The 17,694-nt window shown below is 31.3% G+C and carries 14 protein-coding genes; 5 read left to right on the top strand and 9 right to left on the bottom strand.

The window, feature by feature from the left end; all coding sequences use genetic code 11:
* Window positions 1–15: 15 nt before the first annotated feature.
* Window positions 16–807, top strand: coding sequence for a polysaccharide biosynthesis/export family protein (locus OS188_RS10500; RefSeq protein WP_267148794.1), 792 nt, complete (start codon window positions 16–18; stop codon window positions 805–807).
* Between the two features lie 25 nt (window positions 808–832).
* Complete coding sequence (locus OS188_RS10495) at window positions 833–3,187, top strand: GumC family protein (RefSeq protein WP_267148793.1); 2,355 nt, start codon at window positions 833–835, stop codon at window positions 3,185–3,187.
* A 2-nt stretch (window positions 3,188–3,189) separates the two neighbouring features.
* Here the strand turns inward: OS188_RS10495 and OS188_RS10490 are convergent, their stop codons facing one another.
* On the bottom strand, window positions 3,190–4,362 hold the full coding sequence (locus OS188_RS10490) for a proline dehydrogenase family protein (RefSeq protein WP_267148792.1): 1,173 nt from the start codon (window positions 4,360–4,362) through the stop codon (window positions 3,190–3,192).
* A 93-nt stretch (window positions 4,363–4,455) separates the two neighbouring features.
* Between OS188_RS10490 and aroB the strand changes: the two genes are divergently transcribed.
* On the top strand, window positions 4,456–5,523 hold the full coding sequence (aroB, locus tag OS188_RS10485; RefSeq protein WP_267148791.1) for a 3-dehydroquinate synthase: 1,068 nt from the start codon (window positions 4,456–4,458) through the stop codon (window positions 5,521–5,523).
* Between the two features lie 84 nt (window positions 5,524–5,607).
* Entirely contained in the window at window positions 5,608–5,910 is a 303-nt protein-coding gene (locus tag OS188_RS10480) for a hypothetical protein (protein WP_267148790.1), read from the top strand.
* Window positions 5,911–6,121: 211 nt separating this feature from the next.
* Here OS188_RS10480 and OS188_RS10475 read toward each other — a convergent pair whose 3' ends face one another.
* The 3 genes from OS188_RS10475 to pabB form a co-directional block, all read right to left on the bottom strand.
* Window positions 6,122–8,116, bottom strand: a complete 1,995-nt coding sequence (locus OS188_RS10475; RefSeq protein ID WP_267148789.1) for a protein-disulfide reductase DsbD family protein — start codon at window positions 8,114–8,116, stop codon at window positions 6,122–6,124.
* A complete protein-coding gene (gene tilS, locus OS188_RS10470; RefSeq protein ID WP_267148788.1) occupies window positions 8,106–9,428 on the bottom strand; it encodes a tRNA lysidine(34) synthetase TilS in 1,323 nt (440 codons plus the stop codon). The genes OS188_RS10475 and tilS overlap by 11 nt, the downstream gene beginning before the upstream one ends.
* A gap of 111 nt (window positions 9,429–9,539) precedes the next feature.
* Window positions 9,540–10,829, bottom strand: a complete 1,290-nt coding sequence (gene pabB, locus OS188_RS10465) for an aminodeoxychorismate synthase component I (protein ID WP_267148787.1) — start codon at window positions 10,827–10,829, stop codon at window positions 9,540–9,542.
* Between the two features lie 254 nt (window positions 10,830–11,083).
* Between pabB and OS188_RS10460 the strand changes: the two genes are divergently transcribed.
* On the top strand, window positions 11,084–12,442 hold the full coding sequence (locus OS188_RS10460) for a DEAD/DEAH box helicase (protein WP_267148786.1): 1,359 nt from the start codon (window positions 11,084–11,086) through the stop codon (window positions 12,440–12,442).
* Window positions 12,443–12,778: 336 nt separating this feature from the next.
* Here the strand turns inward: OS188_RS10460 and OS188_RS10455 are convergent, their stop codons facing one another.
* From OS188_RS10455 to OS188_RS10435, 5 genes are all read right to left on the bottom strand, one after another.
* Window positions 12,779–13,666 (bottom strand): arsenite methyltransferase, encoded by an 888-nt coding sequence (locus OS188_RS10455; protein ID WP_267148785.1) that lies wholly within the window; start codon window positions 13,664–13,666, stop codon window positions 12,779–12,781.
* 271 nt (window positions 13,667–13,937) lie between these two features.
* The gene (locus tag OS188_RS10450) at window positions 13,938–14,447 is read right to left on the bottom strand and encodes a GreA/GreB family elongation factor (RefSeq protein ID WP_267148784.1); all 510 of its coding nucleotides are present in this window, start codon (window positions 14,445–14,447) and stop codon (window positions 13,938–13,940) included.
* A gap of 224 nt (window positions 14,448–14,671) precedes the next feature.
* On the bottom strand, window positions 14,672–15,070 hold the full coding sequence (locus OS188_RS10445; protein WP_267148783.1) for a GlcG/HbpS family heme-binding protein: 399 nt from the start codon (window positions 15,068–15,070) through the stop codon (window positions 14,672–14,674).
* Between the two features lie 177 nt (window positions 15,071–15,247).
* Window positions 15,248–16,087, bottom strand: coding sequence for a helix-turn-helix domain-containing protein (locus tag OS188_RS10440; protein WP_267148782.1), 840 nt, complete (start codon window positions 16,085–16,087; stop codon window positions 15,248–15,250).
* Between the two features lie 703 nt (window positions 16,088–16,790).
* Complete coding sequence (locus tag OS188_RS10435; protein ID WP_416236535.1) at window positions 16,791–17,657, bottom strand: RluA family pseudouridine synthase; 867 nt, start codon at window positions 17,655–17,657, stop codon at window positions 16,791–16,793.
* Window positions 17,658–17,694: the final 37 nt, after the last annotated feature.

The raw sequence follows: 17,694 nt of genomic DNA, 5'->3' as shown, positions 1-17,694 counted from the left end.
GCTAAATTTTTAAATATGAAAATAAAGTTTATAAAATTATTCCTGCAAAAAATATTTTTAATTGCAATCATAGCTGTTTGTTCTTCTTGTGGGGTTTCTAGTAAAGATATTATCTACTTTCAAGACGAACCCTTGACAAGCATAAACACAGTCAGTTTTAACCCTGAAACTGTTTTTAAACCAAACGACTTGCTTTCAATTTATGTATCTGGTCCAGATCCTGAAACCGTAAGACCTTTTAATTTGCCAATTATTACATCCACTAGATCTTCGGTCAATGTGCAAGGAGAAACTAGAATGCAAACCTATATAGTAGATTTAGATGGAAACATAGAGTTTCCATTTCTAGGAACTATTAAAGCTGGAGGCTTGACCAGAGCTCAGTTAACGACTTATTTAAAGGAAAGAATTTCGGAACTTGTAAACGACCCAATTATTAATGTTAGACTTACTAACTTTACAGTTACTATACTTGGAGAAGTTAACGCTCCTGGAACTTACACTGTAGAAGATGAGAAAATATCACTTTTAGAAGCTTTAGGAATGGCAGGCGATTTAACCATACACGGAAAAAGAGAAAATGTATTTTTAATCAGAGAGGAAAATGGCGTAAAACGATTTACAAAATTTGATTTAACGTCTATAAACGTTTTAAATCAACCTAACTTTTATTTAGAACAGAACGATGTTATTTATGTAGAGCCAAATCCTGCAAAAATACGTTCGGCTTCATATAATCAAAACTATATTGTTATTATATCTGCTGTAGGTACATTAGCCACCATAGCAGCCATCTTAACAAGATAATTACTTTGTAAAGAAATAGAAAGACATGAATCAAAATATAGATTTCAAAGAAATATTAATGCCTTACATGTATAAGTGGAAGTTTATAGCCCTATGTGTTATTGCTGCACTTACTCTGGGTTTTCTTTATTTACGTTATGCAGACTATCAATATCAAGCTACTGCTAAAATTAAAATTAAAGAGAACGAAAACAACAATAGACTACCAGAAATTTCTCAAATGCAAAATTATGGTCTCTTTAGAAGAGAGAGCAATAATGTTTTAGATGAAATTGAAGTTATGAAGTCTCGGGTAATTATTGAACAAGCAGTAAAAGAGTTAAAATTTAATATTCAATATTTTGTTGAAGGACGCATAAAAGCTTCAGAAGCATTTAGCAGTCCTCCTTTAAATATCAATTTTAGTGCGCCAGATTCTATAATTCACAATATAGACACCACTTTTAATATTAAAATACAATCTAAAAATGACTTCCTATTAAAAGGAATTAATTTTTCAGAAAAGTTTTCATTTAAAAATGATGAAGATGCAGAATTAGATGATGAAGGCACAGTTTACTCCTTTGGAGAAAGTATTCCTACAAGTTTTGGAGCTATTACAATTACACCTAGAATTGGAGAATCTGCTACAAAACCAGGGGCTAATATTAAAATAAAGATTACGCCTATATCTAAAGTGGTTTCCAAATACAAAAGCAACCTTATTATCTCTAACCATGAATTGTCAAGTATTATTACCTTATCCATAAATGATAATGTTGCCGAAAAAGCAACTTTATTCCTTGACAAGCTTATTGAGAAATATAATTTAGATGTACAAAATGATAAACAAATGGTTGTGGATGCCACTTCTGATTTTATTAATAACAGATTGGAAATTGTTACTGAAGAATTAGGAGATGTCGATATAAATGCTGAAAACATTCAAAAATCTAATAAACTAACCGATTTAGCCACTCAGTCTAACATCTATTTAGAGAGTGAAAGAGAAAATGAAAATAGATTAGTGGAAACTGCCATGCAGATTCAGTTAATAGACTATATGAATCAGCATATTAAAGAGGACGAAACAGACTCCAAGTTATTACCTGCTAACATAGGAATTGCAGACGGTTCTATAGAGCAACTAACACAACAATATAATAACTTAGTTTTAGAAAAGAATAGACTATTAAAAAACTCAAGCGACAAAAATCCAACAATTGTTAACTTAACAACTCAGATTAACCAACTAAAATCTAATTTAACTCAAAGCTTATCCAACATGAAGCACACTAACGAAATGAATTATTCGTCGTTAGCGGAAGAAAATAGAAGAATTAGTTCAAGAATATATTCAGCACCTAAAAAACAAAGACAGTTTAGAGATATTAAGCGTCAACAAGATATAAAAGAAGGTCTTTATTTATACTTATTAGAAAAACGTGAGGAGGCTGCCATTACACATGGTGTAACATCTCCAAATGCTAAAATAGTTGACAAAGCTTTTGCCTCTAACAAACCTGTTGCACCAAAACAACCTATTATACTATTAACTGCCATAATTTTAGGCTTTGGATTTCCAATTGTTTTAATTTATTTATTTAATTTACTGGATGACAAGGTCCATAATATAAACGATGTTAAAAAAGAAGTAACTATCCCCTTTATTGGAGACATTCCTAAAACAGGAAAGAAAAACAAACTTATTTCTAAAATAGATTATTCCCCAAAAGCAGAAGCTTTTAGAATGGTAAGAACAAACCTGAAGTTTTTACTCCAAAATATTGAAGATAGAGCAAGAGTTATTTTTATTACTTCAACTACAAGTCAAGAAGGTAAATCTCATACGGCAACTAACTTAGCTCTGTCCTTATCGTTTACAGAAAAGAAAGTACTCTTAATAGAAACTGATATTCGTGTTCCAAAAGCAACAAATTACTTAGATGTTGATAATACTTTTGGCTTAACTAACTTTATTGGTAACAACAAGGTAAAAGTAAATGAAATAATTTTTAAACATAAGGATAATCCGTATTTCGATATTATTCCTTCCGGAACTATTCCTCCAAATCCTGCAGAATTACTTATGAACAAACGCGTTAAAGAACTCTTTGATGAGGTATCAACACAATACGACTACGTTATAGTAGATACAGCTGCAGTTGGTCTAGTAACAGATACGCTTCTAATAAGTAAATTTGCAGATCTTTTTATTTATGTGGTAAAAGCCAATTATATTACCAAAAAGCAATTACAAATTGCACAGCGTATGCATACCGAAAAGAGGCTGCCTAATATGAATATTTTATTAAATAGTGTAGACCACAAGAAGGGTTATGGCTACGGTTATGGATATGGTACTAAACCAGTTAAAAAGAAATGGTGGAAAGTATTTTAACCTTAGCCTTTTCTTCTAGCCTTTTCCTTAGATAATAACATAAGCTCTCTTCCTGTTTGTCCTGCTACAGAAGTATTCTCTTCGGCGCGACGTATTAAGTAGGGTAGCACATCTTTTACAGGACCAAAAGGAACATATTTAGCAACATTATAACGCAAATTAGCAAGATTAAAGCTAATATGATCGCTCATACCGTAAAGTTGTCCAAACCATACTCTGTTGTCATCTTTAGCAATTCCTTTTTCTTTCATTAAATCCATTATAAGATAACTACTTGCTTCATTATGAGTTCCAGCAAAAAGAGAAATATAATCTAAATTATCTAAAATAAATTTAGCAGCATCATTAAAGTTCTCATCGGTTGCTGCTTTGCTTTCGCAGATGGGTGTTGGGTAGTTTTTTTTAATAGCACGCTCATTTTCCTTCTCCATATAAGCGCCTCGAACTATTTTATATCCTAAATAGTATCCATTGGCCTTAGCATGTTCCAATTGTTTTTTTGCAAATTCCATACGGTCATGTCTATACATCTGTAAGGTGTTATAAACAATTGGTTTGTCAGTATTGTACTTTTGCATCAAGTTGGTCACTAATTCATCAACAGCATCTTGCATCCAGCTTTCTTCTGCATCAATTAGCAATTCTACGTCCTTTTCCTTAGCCAATTTACATACTTTTTCGTACCTATCTACTACTCTATTCCATTGCTCCTGCTCTTCAGCAGTAAAGGCTTTTCCTTCACCTTTTTTAGTATATAGATGTGGTTTCCCAAATCCAGTAGGTTTAAAAACAGCTATGGGCATAGCTTCTTTTTTCTCCGAAAAATTAATAATCTCAAGTGTTTTTTGCAATGCCGAATCAAAAAAGGATTCTACCTCTTTTCCTTCAACAGAAAAATCTAAAACCGAGCTCACGCCTTTCTCATACATGGCATCAATTACAGGTAAGCAATCTTTTTCGTTAATACCTCCACAAAAATGATCAAAAACAGTTGCCCTTATAATACTATCTACAGGTAATTTTGCTTTAATAGCAAAATTACTTAGTGCTTTACCTACCTTTACTAAAGGTTCGTAAGAAATCATCTTAAACAAGAAATATGCCCTGTTCAGTTCCGAGTTGCTTTTTAACGAAAAAGCGACTTCAGTATTATCGAAAAGTCGTTCTTTAGACATAGTTGAAAAATTATTCGCAAATATAATTATAGTATCCGTACATAATTGAAAAAATATACATAATTTTCGTCTCTTATTTTATCAAAAAAAATCATGAAATCAATCAGTACTCCTTCTTACTCAATTCACTTTAATTCAACTTGTTATACTGAATTAAACTCGCATTTAGAATCCGAAAATTATTCAAAAATTTTTGTTTTAGTCGATCAAAATACTCATGAGCATTGTTTGTCACATTTTTTAAGTCATTTAGAGACCAAAATTTCCATAGAAATTATAGAAATTGAAGCTGGAGAAATTAATAAAAATATAGAAACATGTTCTGGAGTTTGGCAAGTCTTATCCGAACTTGAAGCCGACAGAAAAAGCATTCTAATTAATCTTGGAGGAGGTGTTATAACAGATTTAGGTGGTTTTGTAGCTTCCACTTTTAAAAGAGGTATTGCTTATATTCATGTTCCAACTACCTTATTGGCTATGGTTGATGCTTCCGTTGGAGGAAAAACAGGTGTTGATCTTGGACATTTAAAAAATCAAATTGGCGTTATAAACACGGGGGAAATGGTTTTAATTGATACAAGGTTCTTAAAAACTTTGCCTCAAAACCAAATGCGCTCAGGACTAGCCGAAATGCTTAAACACGGTTTAATTTATAGTAAATCTTATTGGAACAACTTTGTGGCTTTAGACAATTTAGGGATGGATGATTTGGACCAACTAATTTATGAGTCGGTTGAAATAAAGAATTCCATTGTTGCTAAGGATCCGTTTGAAAATAACTTGAGAAAAACTTTAAACTATGGTCATACGCTTGGACACGCCATAGAATCTTATTATTTAAGCAATCCAAATAAGCCGGAGCTATTACACGGAGAAGCTATTGCCATTGGAATGATATTAGCAACTTATATTTCTACAAAGTTAAGTGGGTTTTCTTTTAATGAATGTGAAAACATAAAAGCAACCATATTAGATATTTTTGGACAAGTTAAGATTCAAAATGAAGATCTAAATCCTATAATTGAGCTCTTGAAATTTGATAAAAAAAATGAACATGGAAATATTAATTTTGTACTTCTTGAAGCTATTGGGAAGCCTAGAATAAATTGCTTGGTGGAAAACAAAATTCTACTTGATGCTTTCAAATATTACAATTCTTAATTTTCAAATGAAATAATTTGTAACTTTATAAAAATTGCTAAGGATTAAGGCTGTTGCTATTTATTAACTTAAACCCCTTAAGTAATGAAACGAGTTATAGTAGATTATAAAAAATTAACGCCGACACTTCTGAAATTACTTTCCGATAAATTTCCAGATGGTTATTATGATGGAGATATAATTACATTCGACAATCATAAGAATGAAACCATAGAAGCTGTTGAAGTTAAAACCGAAGATTGCATCTATCTAGTCAAGGTAAGTAGTAAACTGCATTATACCATGACTAATTTTGATGCCGAAGATGAACTTGAAGTGAATGAATTAGGACATGTAATTGTTGATGCCTTGCAACAAGCAGATACTTACAAAGACGAAGAAGAATAATTTGAGTCTCCTACAATCAAACATTGCAATTATTATCGCTAAAATATAAATGAGCAAAATAAATTTCTTTTAAATTGCTTCGCTTAGTCTCTTTTACTTCTAATGATTAAAGCTTCTACTTTTATCATTAAAAAACTAATGGTTACCTATAACATCACAAAAAAAAGACTGCTTTTCTAAGCAGTCTTTATATATTTAAAATCAAGAGATATTAATTCTTGAAACTTGATATTCCTTCTTTTAACCAATCGTAATATTCATTTACATCTGGCGTATAACCAACAGGAGCACTAATATCTTTACCTTCTAAATCTTGTATAATATATAGAGGTTGTGCATTTGTATTATATCTGGTTTGTTGAAATTCTAACCATTTTTGTCCATAGGTTCTAATTTTATTTCCGGTAAGTTCAGACTCATATTGTTCTTCTTTTGGCAATTTCGTTCTATCATCTACATATAAAGAGATAAGTACAATTTCGTTATCCAATAGTCCATAAACCTGATCTTCTACCCAAACCTGTTCTTCCATCTTTCTACAGTTTACACACGTTAAACCTGTAAAATCTAACATAACTGGTTTGTTAACTTTTTTAGCATAAGCCATTCCTTTGTCGTAATCTTTAAAGGCTATTAAGTCGTTTGGTCCAAAGTGAGCATCTTCAGGAAGATCTTTAGTAAAAAACTCTCCAGTAGTGCTGAATTGTTTTTTCATATACCCAACTCCATAAGGCGACTCACTATGAGAACTCATTGGTGGAGGGAACCCACTAATTAGTTTTAAAGGCGCTCCCCATAGTCCTGGAATCATATAAAAAGTAAAAGCAAAAGTTAACATAGCCATACATAATCTTCCTACAGACAAATGCTCTAAAGGCGAATCGTGAGGTAATCTAATTTTCCCTAATAAATACAAGCCTAGAGTACCAAAAATGGCAATCCATATGGCTATAAAAACTTCTCTCTCTAAGAAATGCCATTCTAAAACCAAATCGATCATCGATAAGAATTTGAATGCAAATGCCAGTTCTAAGAATCCTAAAACAACTTTTACGGTATTTAACCAGCCTCCAGATTTTGGTAAAGAATTTAACCAACTCGGGAAAAAAGCAAATAAACCAAATGGTAAGGCTATTGCCGAAGAAAAGCCTAACATACTTATTATGGGTGCAATTCCTCCTTTTGTTGCTGCGTCTAATAAGGCTGTTCCAGCAATTGGAAAAGTACATGAAAAGGAAACAACAGCTAATGCCAAAGCCATAAAAAAGATTCCTGCCACTCCACCTCTATTAGCTCCACTATCTACTTTATTTACCCATGAATTAGGTAACATAATTTCGAAAGCTCCCATAAATGAAAATGCAAATACAAGTAAGGCTACAAACATAATGGCATTAAAGGTTACTCCCGTTGAAAACTCATACATAGCATTACTACCAAAAAGAGCAGAAATAGCGGTTCCTAAAAGCGTATAAATTACAATTATGAAAAGCCCATATAATAAAGCATTTTTAATTCCAGCCGCACGTGTCTTACTTTGTTTTGTAAAGAAACTTACTGTCATAGGAATCATTGGGAACACACATGGTGTTAACAATACTAGGAATCCTAAAAAGAAAGCCGTAAAAAAGATTGACAATAAACCTTTACTTTCTTCTTCTACTTTAACTGGCGCTATGTCTTCTTTGATTACTGTTTCTTTTGGATCTTCAACATAATCATCAACATCTTCTGTAACCTGCGTAGCACTGGTTAAATCGAAATTTAATATTTTGTTTTGATATATACATCTAACATCGTCACATGCTTGAAAAGAAACTTCAACTTCAATAGATTTTAATTCTGGATCTATTATTTCAACTTTTTGTTTAAAGCTTGCACTTTTATCAAAATAATTGAGATCCATCTCAAAAACCTTATCGTATGCAGTAATATATTTACTTTCTTGTGTTTTCCCTACAAGGTTATATTTATCTACACGACTTACAGAGTCGTAGATAAATTCTGTAGGAAGCGCTCCTCCTTCAGGCATGTCCTGAGAATATAAATGCCATTTTTCTTCAATCTCAGCTTTAAAAACTAACTGGTACTCTGTTTCCGAAATTTTCTGGGTTTCAGCAGTCCAAGTTACGGGATTTAGCACTTGAGCTTGAGCACTTAAAACTGCAAAAAATAAAGTAATAATGAGGCCTAATTTATATTTCATCTTGAAGTAATATTTTAAGTATACGTTGTGTCTTATTAGTTATTTTAAATCGGTTATCTGCTCTGTAATTCAAAATCCAAACAATTTCCTGATTAGAGCATAACAACCAAACATTTTCTTTTTCTATCATGGAAAGTTTTTCATCTTTAAAAAACTTGCTCAGCTTCTTTTTCTTTTCCATTCCAAAAGGGTAAAAATAGTCCCCTTTTTCCCATTTTCGTATGCGTAATGGATAATTTAACAAATCTTTATCAACATAAATAGTTGAATTATTTGTTGCATCCATGCCTTCTACAGTTTCAAAGATCAAACTTCCTAAAGTAAAGTGTATATAATTATCTCCTTCGGAAATAGTTATAGTTTCAGGTTGTTCTTTAGTAGTAATACGTGTCAAAATTAGTTCACCCCTATTTTTTAGCAGACAATGTGATTTAGAAAAAACTTGTTTTCCTGTTTGAGCGTCTAACAAGTCTGTTATATCCTGCCATTCCGTGAAATGATAATCTTTTAAAATTTTATATAAATAAGGCTTAGGGTCTGATAAATTTTTAAGTTTTTCTACACTAAAATGAATTTCATCTTGAGATATTTTAGTTACAAGTTTTTCATAAAGCTGCTCAATACTATCGTTTAAAACAACTTTACTATCCTTTAAATGACTTATTGTTTTTTGAAAATTTTGAAGTAATTGTGGATTAATATCTTTTAAAATAGGAATCACATCATGTCGTAATCTATTTCTTAAATACTTTGTAGAAGCATTTGTCAAATCTTCGCGCCATTCTATATGCTTTGTTATGGCATATATTTCCAAATCTTCTCTTGAATAAATAAGTAATGGCCTAATAAATTGACCTTTCGTTTCTGGAATACCAAGTAATCCATCTAATCCTGTTCCTCGAGATAAGTTTATTAGAAAAGTTTCCAGATTATCATCTGCATGATGAGCAGTTAGTATATAATTAAAACTCTTTTGTTCTGCTAATTCTGAAAACCAATGGTAACGCAAGGCTCGTGCCGCCATTTGTGTAGACATTTTATGATCTTTAGCAAAAGCGTTCGTATCAAAATTTTCGATAAAAATGTCTACCTCTATGTCTTTGGCAAGTTGAGACACAAAAGCTTCATCAAGATCACTTTCTTCTCCTCTTAAATTAAAATTACAATGAGCTAAACTAATATTTAATCCCAATTGGTGACATAAATAAGTTAAAACAACACTATCTACGCCTCCAGAAATAGCTATAAGCAACCTAGCGTCCTTTAGAAAATTAAAATTCTTGTCAATATGACTCCTGAAATGATTAAGCATGATATTGTTCGAAATTTACAATTCTTCAAATATAAGTTCTTTTAAGAGTTTCGCAGGTATAACAATAATTGTTTTTACACTTATTAACTTATTGTTTCTAATGTTAATTCCCTATTCTAAAACCTCATGCATAGCTTTGGCTTTGATTAAACATTCTTCATATTCTTTTAAAGGCTCACTCTTTGCTGTAATAGCACTACCAACGGAAAAAGATAGATATTTCTTGGTTTTATTGTATAAAATACTTCTAATAATAACGTTAAAATCAAAGTCATTATTTGGTGTAAAATAACCGACAGCTCCAGAATAAATACCACGTTTGGTTACTTCTAAATCTTCAATAATTTTCATAGCCGATATTTTTGGAGCACCAGTCATGCTTCCCATTGGAAAGGTCGTTTCTATAACTTCTATTGGACCTGTTGTGTCTTCTATCTCCGACGTTATAGTAGAAATCATTTGATGCACTTGAGGAAACGTATAAACCTGACACAACTCTTCCACTTGCACACTCCCTTTTGAGGCAGTTTTAGATAAATCGTTACGAACTAAATCGACAATCATAATATTTTCGCTGCGCTCCTTGTCGTCTAATGCTAATTGTTCTTTTAGCTTTTTATCTCCATCAATATTTGTTGAACGTTTAGCTGTTCCTTTAATAGGTTGCGAAATTATTTTGCTTCCAGTTTTCATTAAATAGCGCTCCGGAGAAGCCGAAAGCACATACTTATCACCAAGTTTTAGATAAGTAGCAAATGGAGGTTTTGAAATATTATTTAGCTTTTTATATATTTCCAAAGGGTCAATAGTTGCATTTTCAGCATAATATTCATGACAAAAATTAGCTTCGTAAATATTGCCTCTGTGAATATGTTCTAACAGAGAATTTACCTTAGTTAAATATTCATTTTTAGGAATACGAGATTTAATATTAAAGGTTTTTGCTTTTTTATTTTGGCTACTATTCTCAGTTCCAACAATCTCTAATAAATCGTTCTCCCATTCATCAGAAACCATATTTAAATAGGTAACTTCAACAATATCATCTTTAAATAAAAATAACTTTTTAGGTTGAAAAAAATAGAGCTCAGGAAATTCTAATCCATCAAAATTTTGAGATTTTAAGTCTTCAACGGTATTTTTTAAATCGTAGGATAAATAGCCAAAAAGCCAATCTTTTGTAGTGCTTTGGTATTCTTTTAGCTTTAAAAATGATTCATAATCATCTGTTTGAATGCAAGTCATGGCATCTACGGCTAAAATAGCATCGAAATTGGAATGTGTTTGATGATATCCATTAGAATCCATCCAAATCACTTCATGAAATTGCTGGCTCCAAGTCAATAATTGTCTTTTAAAAACGTCTAAAGATTCTGGCCTATGTTTTTGTGTTGTTCTCAATACCACAAATTACTGAAAATTAAAACGGATTTAAAAGCTGAACGGCTTTTAGTTATATATTTTACACTATAAAATTGTAATATAATTACAATTCAAAACTAAAATACTTAAGTATTATTTAATAGAATATAATTAGTTCATCTCTATTGAAACCTATTTCTAAAACTTTTCAAATAACTTGTTCTGAGATTCCTGCCTGGGTAAGAATGTAGAATCCTAATAAAAATCTATCTTTGCAGCATATTAAAACACACATGAGTACATTTAAAGATTTAAATTTAAATACACCTTTATACAACGCCTTAGACGATTTAGGTTTTACACAGCCTACGCCAATCCAGGAAGAAGCATTTAATGTGGTAGCTTCTGGGAAAGATATAGTAGGGATTGCACAAACTGGTACTGGTAAAACTTTTGCCTATATGTTGCCCATTTTAAAAAATCTAAAATTCTCAAAACAGGACAATCCTAGAGTTTTGGTATTGGTTCCTACTCGGGAATTGGTTGTTCAAGTAGTTGAGGAAATAGAAAAACTTGCTAAGTACATCAATGTTCGCGTATTGGGAGTTTATGGTGGTGTAAATATTAATACTCAAAAACAAGCTGTTGCTCAAGGCTTGGATATTATTGTCGCCACTCCTGGACGTTTATACGATTTAGCTGTAAGCAGAGTGTTGCAATTAAAATCTATACAGAAATTGGTGATTGACGAAGTAGATGTTATGTTGGATCTTGGATTTAGGCATCAGCTTTTAAACATTTTTGACATTATGCCAGAGCGTAGACAAAACATCATGTTTTCGGCTACAATGACTCAAGATGTGGACGAATTAATATACGACTTTTTTATTGCTCCAGAACGCGTATCTATTGCTGTTTCTGGAACACCTTTGGAAAATATTTCACAAACCAAATATAAAGTTCCAAATTTCTATACAAAATTAAATTTGTTAAACCACTTATTAAGTGATACAGAGGAGTTTAATAAGGTTTTAATTTTTGTGGCTCATAAGAAAATGGCTGATAGGTTATTTGATGCTTTAGATCAAAAGTTTCATGAAGAGCTTTGTGTGATTCATTCAAACAAAACACAAAACTACAGACTGAGAAGTATTGAACAGTTTAGAGAAGGCTTTAATAGAATATTGGTGGCTACAGATGTGATGGCTCGTGGACTGGATATTGATAACGTCTCTCATGTAATAAATTTTGACACACCAGATTTTCCTGAAAACTACATGCATAGAATTGGAAGAACTGGGCGTGCAGAACGCGAAGGTCAAGCAATTATATTTTCAACAGAAAAAGAACAGGAGTCTTTAGAAAAAATTGAAGAGTTAATGCAAATGGAAATTCCGTTAGTGGAAATTCCTGAAACTGTTGTAGTTTCTACAGAGCTAATTGAAGAAGAGCGAGAAGTAATAAAAGAAAGAAATAACCCTTTACGACTTAGAAAAGATGAAACTAAAGGTGCTGCTTTTCATGAAAAGTCTGAAAAAAACCAAAAAGAAAATTTAGGAGGTTCTTATAAATTTAAGATTGCAAAGAAGTATAAAAAGCCTAAAACTAGAGGGGACAAAAACTACAATAAGCGTAACAAAAAGAAAAAGTAATTAAGGCCTTTATCCGGTTCTTATATACTCGTATGCAACCTATTGAGATTCCTGCATGCGCAGGAATTTAGAGGGGACAAAAACTACAATAAGCGTAACAAAAAGAAGAAGTAATTAAGGCCTATATCCGGTTCCTATATACTCGTATGCAACCTATTGAGATTCCTGCATGCGCAGGAATTTAGAGGGGACAAAAACTACAATAAGCATAACAAAAAGAAGAAGTAATTAAAAAATCCATCTTTAAAATTAAGATGGATTTTTTTTTGAAAAAAGTTTAAACTTTTTCTAATTCCTACAAACACCAGAGGCTCCTGCTTAAACAGGAATTTTTAATTAGCAACAACCAGTAGATGGCGTGCAACAGTCTGATGCCTCTATTTCTGAAAGATTCACTTTTGTTTTCTCTTTTTTAGTTCCTGCTTTTTCAGCATATACTGTAATACTAAAAATACCTGTATCTCCATTATTAAATGAATTTATTTCTTCTTGAGAAAGGTATTTGTTCAAAATATCATCAGGAATACTAATCGTTTTTTCTTTTTGGATTTTTATATTTTGAAATCCTTTGTCTTTTATTAATTGCAAGTATGCTTCTTTTTGAATAGCTCCTGCCACACAACCTGCATACATTTCAGCATCTTGTCTTAAAGCTTCTGGTAGTTCTCCTACTAAAACAATATCCGAAATACTAAAATGACCTCCAGGTTTTAAAACTCTAGAAATTTCTGCAATGACCTTTCCTTTGTTTGGAACTAAATTCAACACGCAGTTACTAACTATTACGTCTGCAACGTCGTTACTTACTGGCATGTCGTCGATATCGCCTGCTCTAAATTCAACGTTATTATAGCCTAACTTTTCTGCGTTAATTCTTGCCTTTTCAATCATTATTGGCGTAAAATCAATTCCAATAACTTTTCCTTCAGAACCAGTTTCATGTCTTGCAACAAAACAATCGTTACCAGCACCAGAACCTAAATCGATTACCGTATCTCCTTGTTTAATTTGCGCAAACTGAGTTGGAAGACCACAGCCTAAACCTAAATCGGCATCTTCTACATAACCAGTGGTGTCAGAATAATCATCCATCATAATGTTATATACCTTATTAGATGGTGTAGTAGCTCCGCAACAAGAGGATGCATTCTCTATTTTTCCCTGTTCAGCAATTTTGGCATAGCGTTCTTTCACAATGTCTTTTAATTCTTGTTCTTTTTTCATGACTGTTGTTTAATTGTGATTAAAGATTCCTTTTTTGAAGAAAATAATTTTGAGAAAATTGAATTAGACAATTTAATCATCTTAATTTTGACTCAATCTAATTGATTCATAAAACTTCATTGCAATATTACGATTAATCGTAAATACGATGAAATTATTTTAGTGAAAATTTTACTAATTTTTTAGTATCTAATTCTATATTGAAAAAAAAACGAGTGGAAATAAGCTCATCAATGCCAGAGTAGAGCACTGATATTCTAAAGCATTTATTTTATACCAGTGTATAATTAATATCTATTATTTCAAAAACTCTATCTGTAGCTGCTAGTTTTAAAACAGCCTTCTCTCCTACTTTCTTATTTGTTAGTATTTTGGCTATTGGAGAAATAAATGAAATTTTTCCTTTAGAAATATCCGCTTCATCCACACCTACAATTTGAAATTTTTGAAGCTTTGCATCGCTTCCAATTTTTAGAGTTACTAAAGCACCAAACCTAACTTCCTTTTGTGGTTGCCGTTTTAAATCGATAATTTTGGCAGTTGCAATTCGGTTATTAAGTAATTGCAATTTGGCGTTTATAAAATTTACAGCAATACGCTTTTCTTTTTCACTTGAAATATCTAAAGTCTCTCTTTCACTTATTAACCCTTGTCTTTCAGCTAAAAGCTCATCCATGCCAACTGGAGTCATATAGTTTGTTACACCTTCAGGCAAGTCTGCTCTTGGTGGAACCAATGGAATTTCTTCCTGATCTTCTTCTCTAACAAATCCTCTACTCATGTGTACTTTATTTTATGGATGTTGTTTTTAAAAACATCTTTTTATAACATATAAAAAATAACGAAATTCTCACAAAAAAATTAATATTTCGCTTCTATTTTTTATTGAAAGTAACTAGCCTTATTCACTTTCTAAAAATACTTTTTGTTAAAGCAAATAGACTAAAACAAAAAAAAAGGATAATTAAAAATCAATTATCCTCTTAAAAATATATTTACTGTGGTTTAAATAGATGTTGCTCCAGCTTCTGCAACTGCATGATCGTTTTCAACCGAACTTCCACTTACTCCAATAGCTCCAATTATGTCACCATTTACATTTTTTATAGGAATTCCTCCTGGAAAAGTAATTAATCCGTTGTTTGAATGTTCAATATTATATAGTGACCCTCCTGGTTGGGATAATTCACCTACAACTCCTGTATTCATATCGAAAAAACGAGCTGTTTTTGCTTTTTTTATAGAAATGTCTAAAGAACCTAACCAAGCACCGTCCATACGTACAAAGGCTACCAAGTTAGCTCCTGCATCTACAACAGCAATATTCATTTTCGTATCAATTGCTGCCGATTTTTCTTTTGCTGCTGTAATAACTTTTTCAGCTTGTGCTAATGTAATATTCATAATGTTTTGTTTTAGTATTGTTATTATTGTGATGCAAAAATACAGGAGATCATCAGGTTTTTATTTACTAAAATAGCTCAGAAACTTATGAAAAAAGGTCAAATTCGATGTATACTAATTAGAATCATCTTTTGCTCTTAACTGAAGTACATGAAAACTCTAGAAGTAAAAATATTTTTAGGAAGACGTTTTACTAGGACTAATACCGAATTTATTTTTATAAGCAATACTAAAATTAGAGAGGTTATTATAACCAAATTCTATATAAATATCTGATGGTTTCAATATTCCAGATTCAAGGATTTCTTTTGCTTTTTGAAGACGTTTATCTTTTAACCATTTTCCTGGAGACACTTTATAAATTTGAACAAAATGACGCTTGAAAGTAGACAGACTCATGTGACATAAAAATGCAATTTCTTCTAATTTTAAATTTGAATGAATGTTGCTTTCAACAATCCTTTTAAATTGCGAAATCTCATTAATTATTAAAGAATGCAAATAATATTTAAATGTGTTTCCGTATTTCTGAATAAGATAAAGCATCAATTCCTCAAACTTAACAGAAAGTAAATTTTCCATAAAAACGTCAGGCGCATGACTAATGGTAGAAAGGGAATTTAAATATGATGTTATATAAGCATCATTTTTAATTATAAAATATGGCGACTCCTCTTTTATTTTACCCTTATTAACCGAATGCTTTTCTAAAAACTCTTTCAATCTTCTTTCTGAAAAAAACAGGAGTTTACAGTTATAAATTCGATCTGTATCTAATAGTTCTGTCCACAGCCAATTTCCTTTTTTAAGTAATAAAGATTGGTTTTTGTTGACAGCTATAGAAGCATCAGCAAAATGAACTTGCTTCTTACCTACTTGCAAAAAGCTAAACATATTCATGCCCAGATTGACCTTACTTTTTACCACATCGTTTGTCATTTTGAAATCGTATACAAACAAATCTGGTTTTTCAGTTTTGTTAGTCATATAAATTTCAGGAATATTCTCAATGGGCATATGGCTTTATTTAAATTTATGTATTCGCCTTTTTAAAAGTCTAATTTACTAAAAAAGGTTTTGACAACTACTAATAACAACATTTAAAAAGGACCAACTCTAAAATCTAAAAATAATTAAGAAACTAGATTATTGTATTCTAGAAAGAAACAAAATTAATTAAGTGTTTCCTTTTTACAGGGTATAACATTTACTATTAAAAATTGCAAATTTTATAGAACATTGCGGTTTTTAAATGGGTTTAGAAATTATGGAAGCATTATAGTTACTATTTCATATTAGGTTGTAACAGTATAATAGACTGAAGCCACAATCTATTAGTAAAAAAAATCCCTCGTCATTTCTGAAAAGGGATTAGTATAACCACTTGTATTTCAAAACCTTCCTAACAATAACTTATTACTAAAATAAGTTTAGCTTCGAACCAATTTGGTTATATAAATAATTAATAGCAAAACTAATTATTCAAGCAACTAATATCTTTAAATTTTCTTAGGTTGGCAAGTTTTGAAAGTTAGTAATTCTGTTTATAATAAAAATATTCTTTCTACAGTTTTAACACATATTTTATCATTTACAAATAAGCATATTGTTATTTATGAGCAGGCTTTAACAATTAGTAGGACTTATAAGAAGGGGGTTTTAGCGTTATTGGAGAGGTTTTGAAACTTCGTTTTTAAAAATTTACTTTTATATTTTCTACCTACGTCATCTTACTAAATATCTTTTTAAACCTTTCAGTAAAATCATCTTTTAGATATATTTCTTCCTTTGTAAATGGATGTGTAAATTTTAAAGAATAGGCATGTAAATACAGACCTTTCCCGTTTAAAATTAGATTTTCGATGCCATAATCTTTATCTCCTAATATGGGATTGCCAATACTTGAAAGATGTTTGCGCAATTGATGTCTTCTTCCTGTAAGAGGTTCTAATTGTACCAAGTTGAGCCTACCAAATCTTTCTGAAGGTACAGTTTCGAAAACCGTATAATTAGTATGCGATTCCTTGCCATCAATTTCTGAAGTGATATTTCCGAGATTCTTCATATTACCAATAGTTACGGCATAGTAGGTTTTTACAACTTCCTTATTTTCAAATAGTTTATTTAATGCACGGATACTACTGCTTGTTTTTCCAACCAATAAGATTCCTGTCGTAGCAAAATCTAATCGGTGGACAGGCTGTGGTACAGCTGATTCTGGAAGGTTGCTTCGTTTTAAGTTTTGATTTAAAGCATTGGCAATGGTTTTAAAACTATTGCCGCTAACCAAAATGCCGGCAGGTTTATGTATGGCTGCCAAGTACTCATCTTCAAATAAAATATTCAATGGAAAGATTAGTTTTTTTTTCTTGCTGGCTTCTTCTGAAATAGATATACAAATGCATTCTCCTCCATGAATAAAAGTGGCCGAAGTAGCAACAACACCATCTACCGTAATATATTGTTTCTTTAATGCTTTTTTTAATGCAGATTTTGTTAAAGCAGCTTGAAAAATACCTACGCCATATTCTTGAAGTCGTATCGGGTTAACTAATTTGGGAACACTATGAGATTCAATTTGCTTGATATTTTTTTTATATTTTTTAGTTATAAAGGACACTTAA

The organism is Xanthomarina sp. F1114 (genome assembly GCF_026410255.1).
Classification (GTDB): Bacteria; Bacteroidota; Bacteroidia; order Flavobacteriales; family Flavobacteriaceae; genus Xanthomarina.
This window is presented reverse-complemented; position numbering and strand designations above follow the sequence as displayed.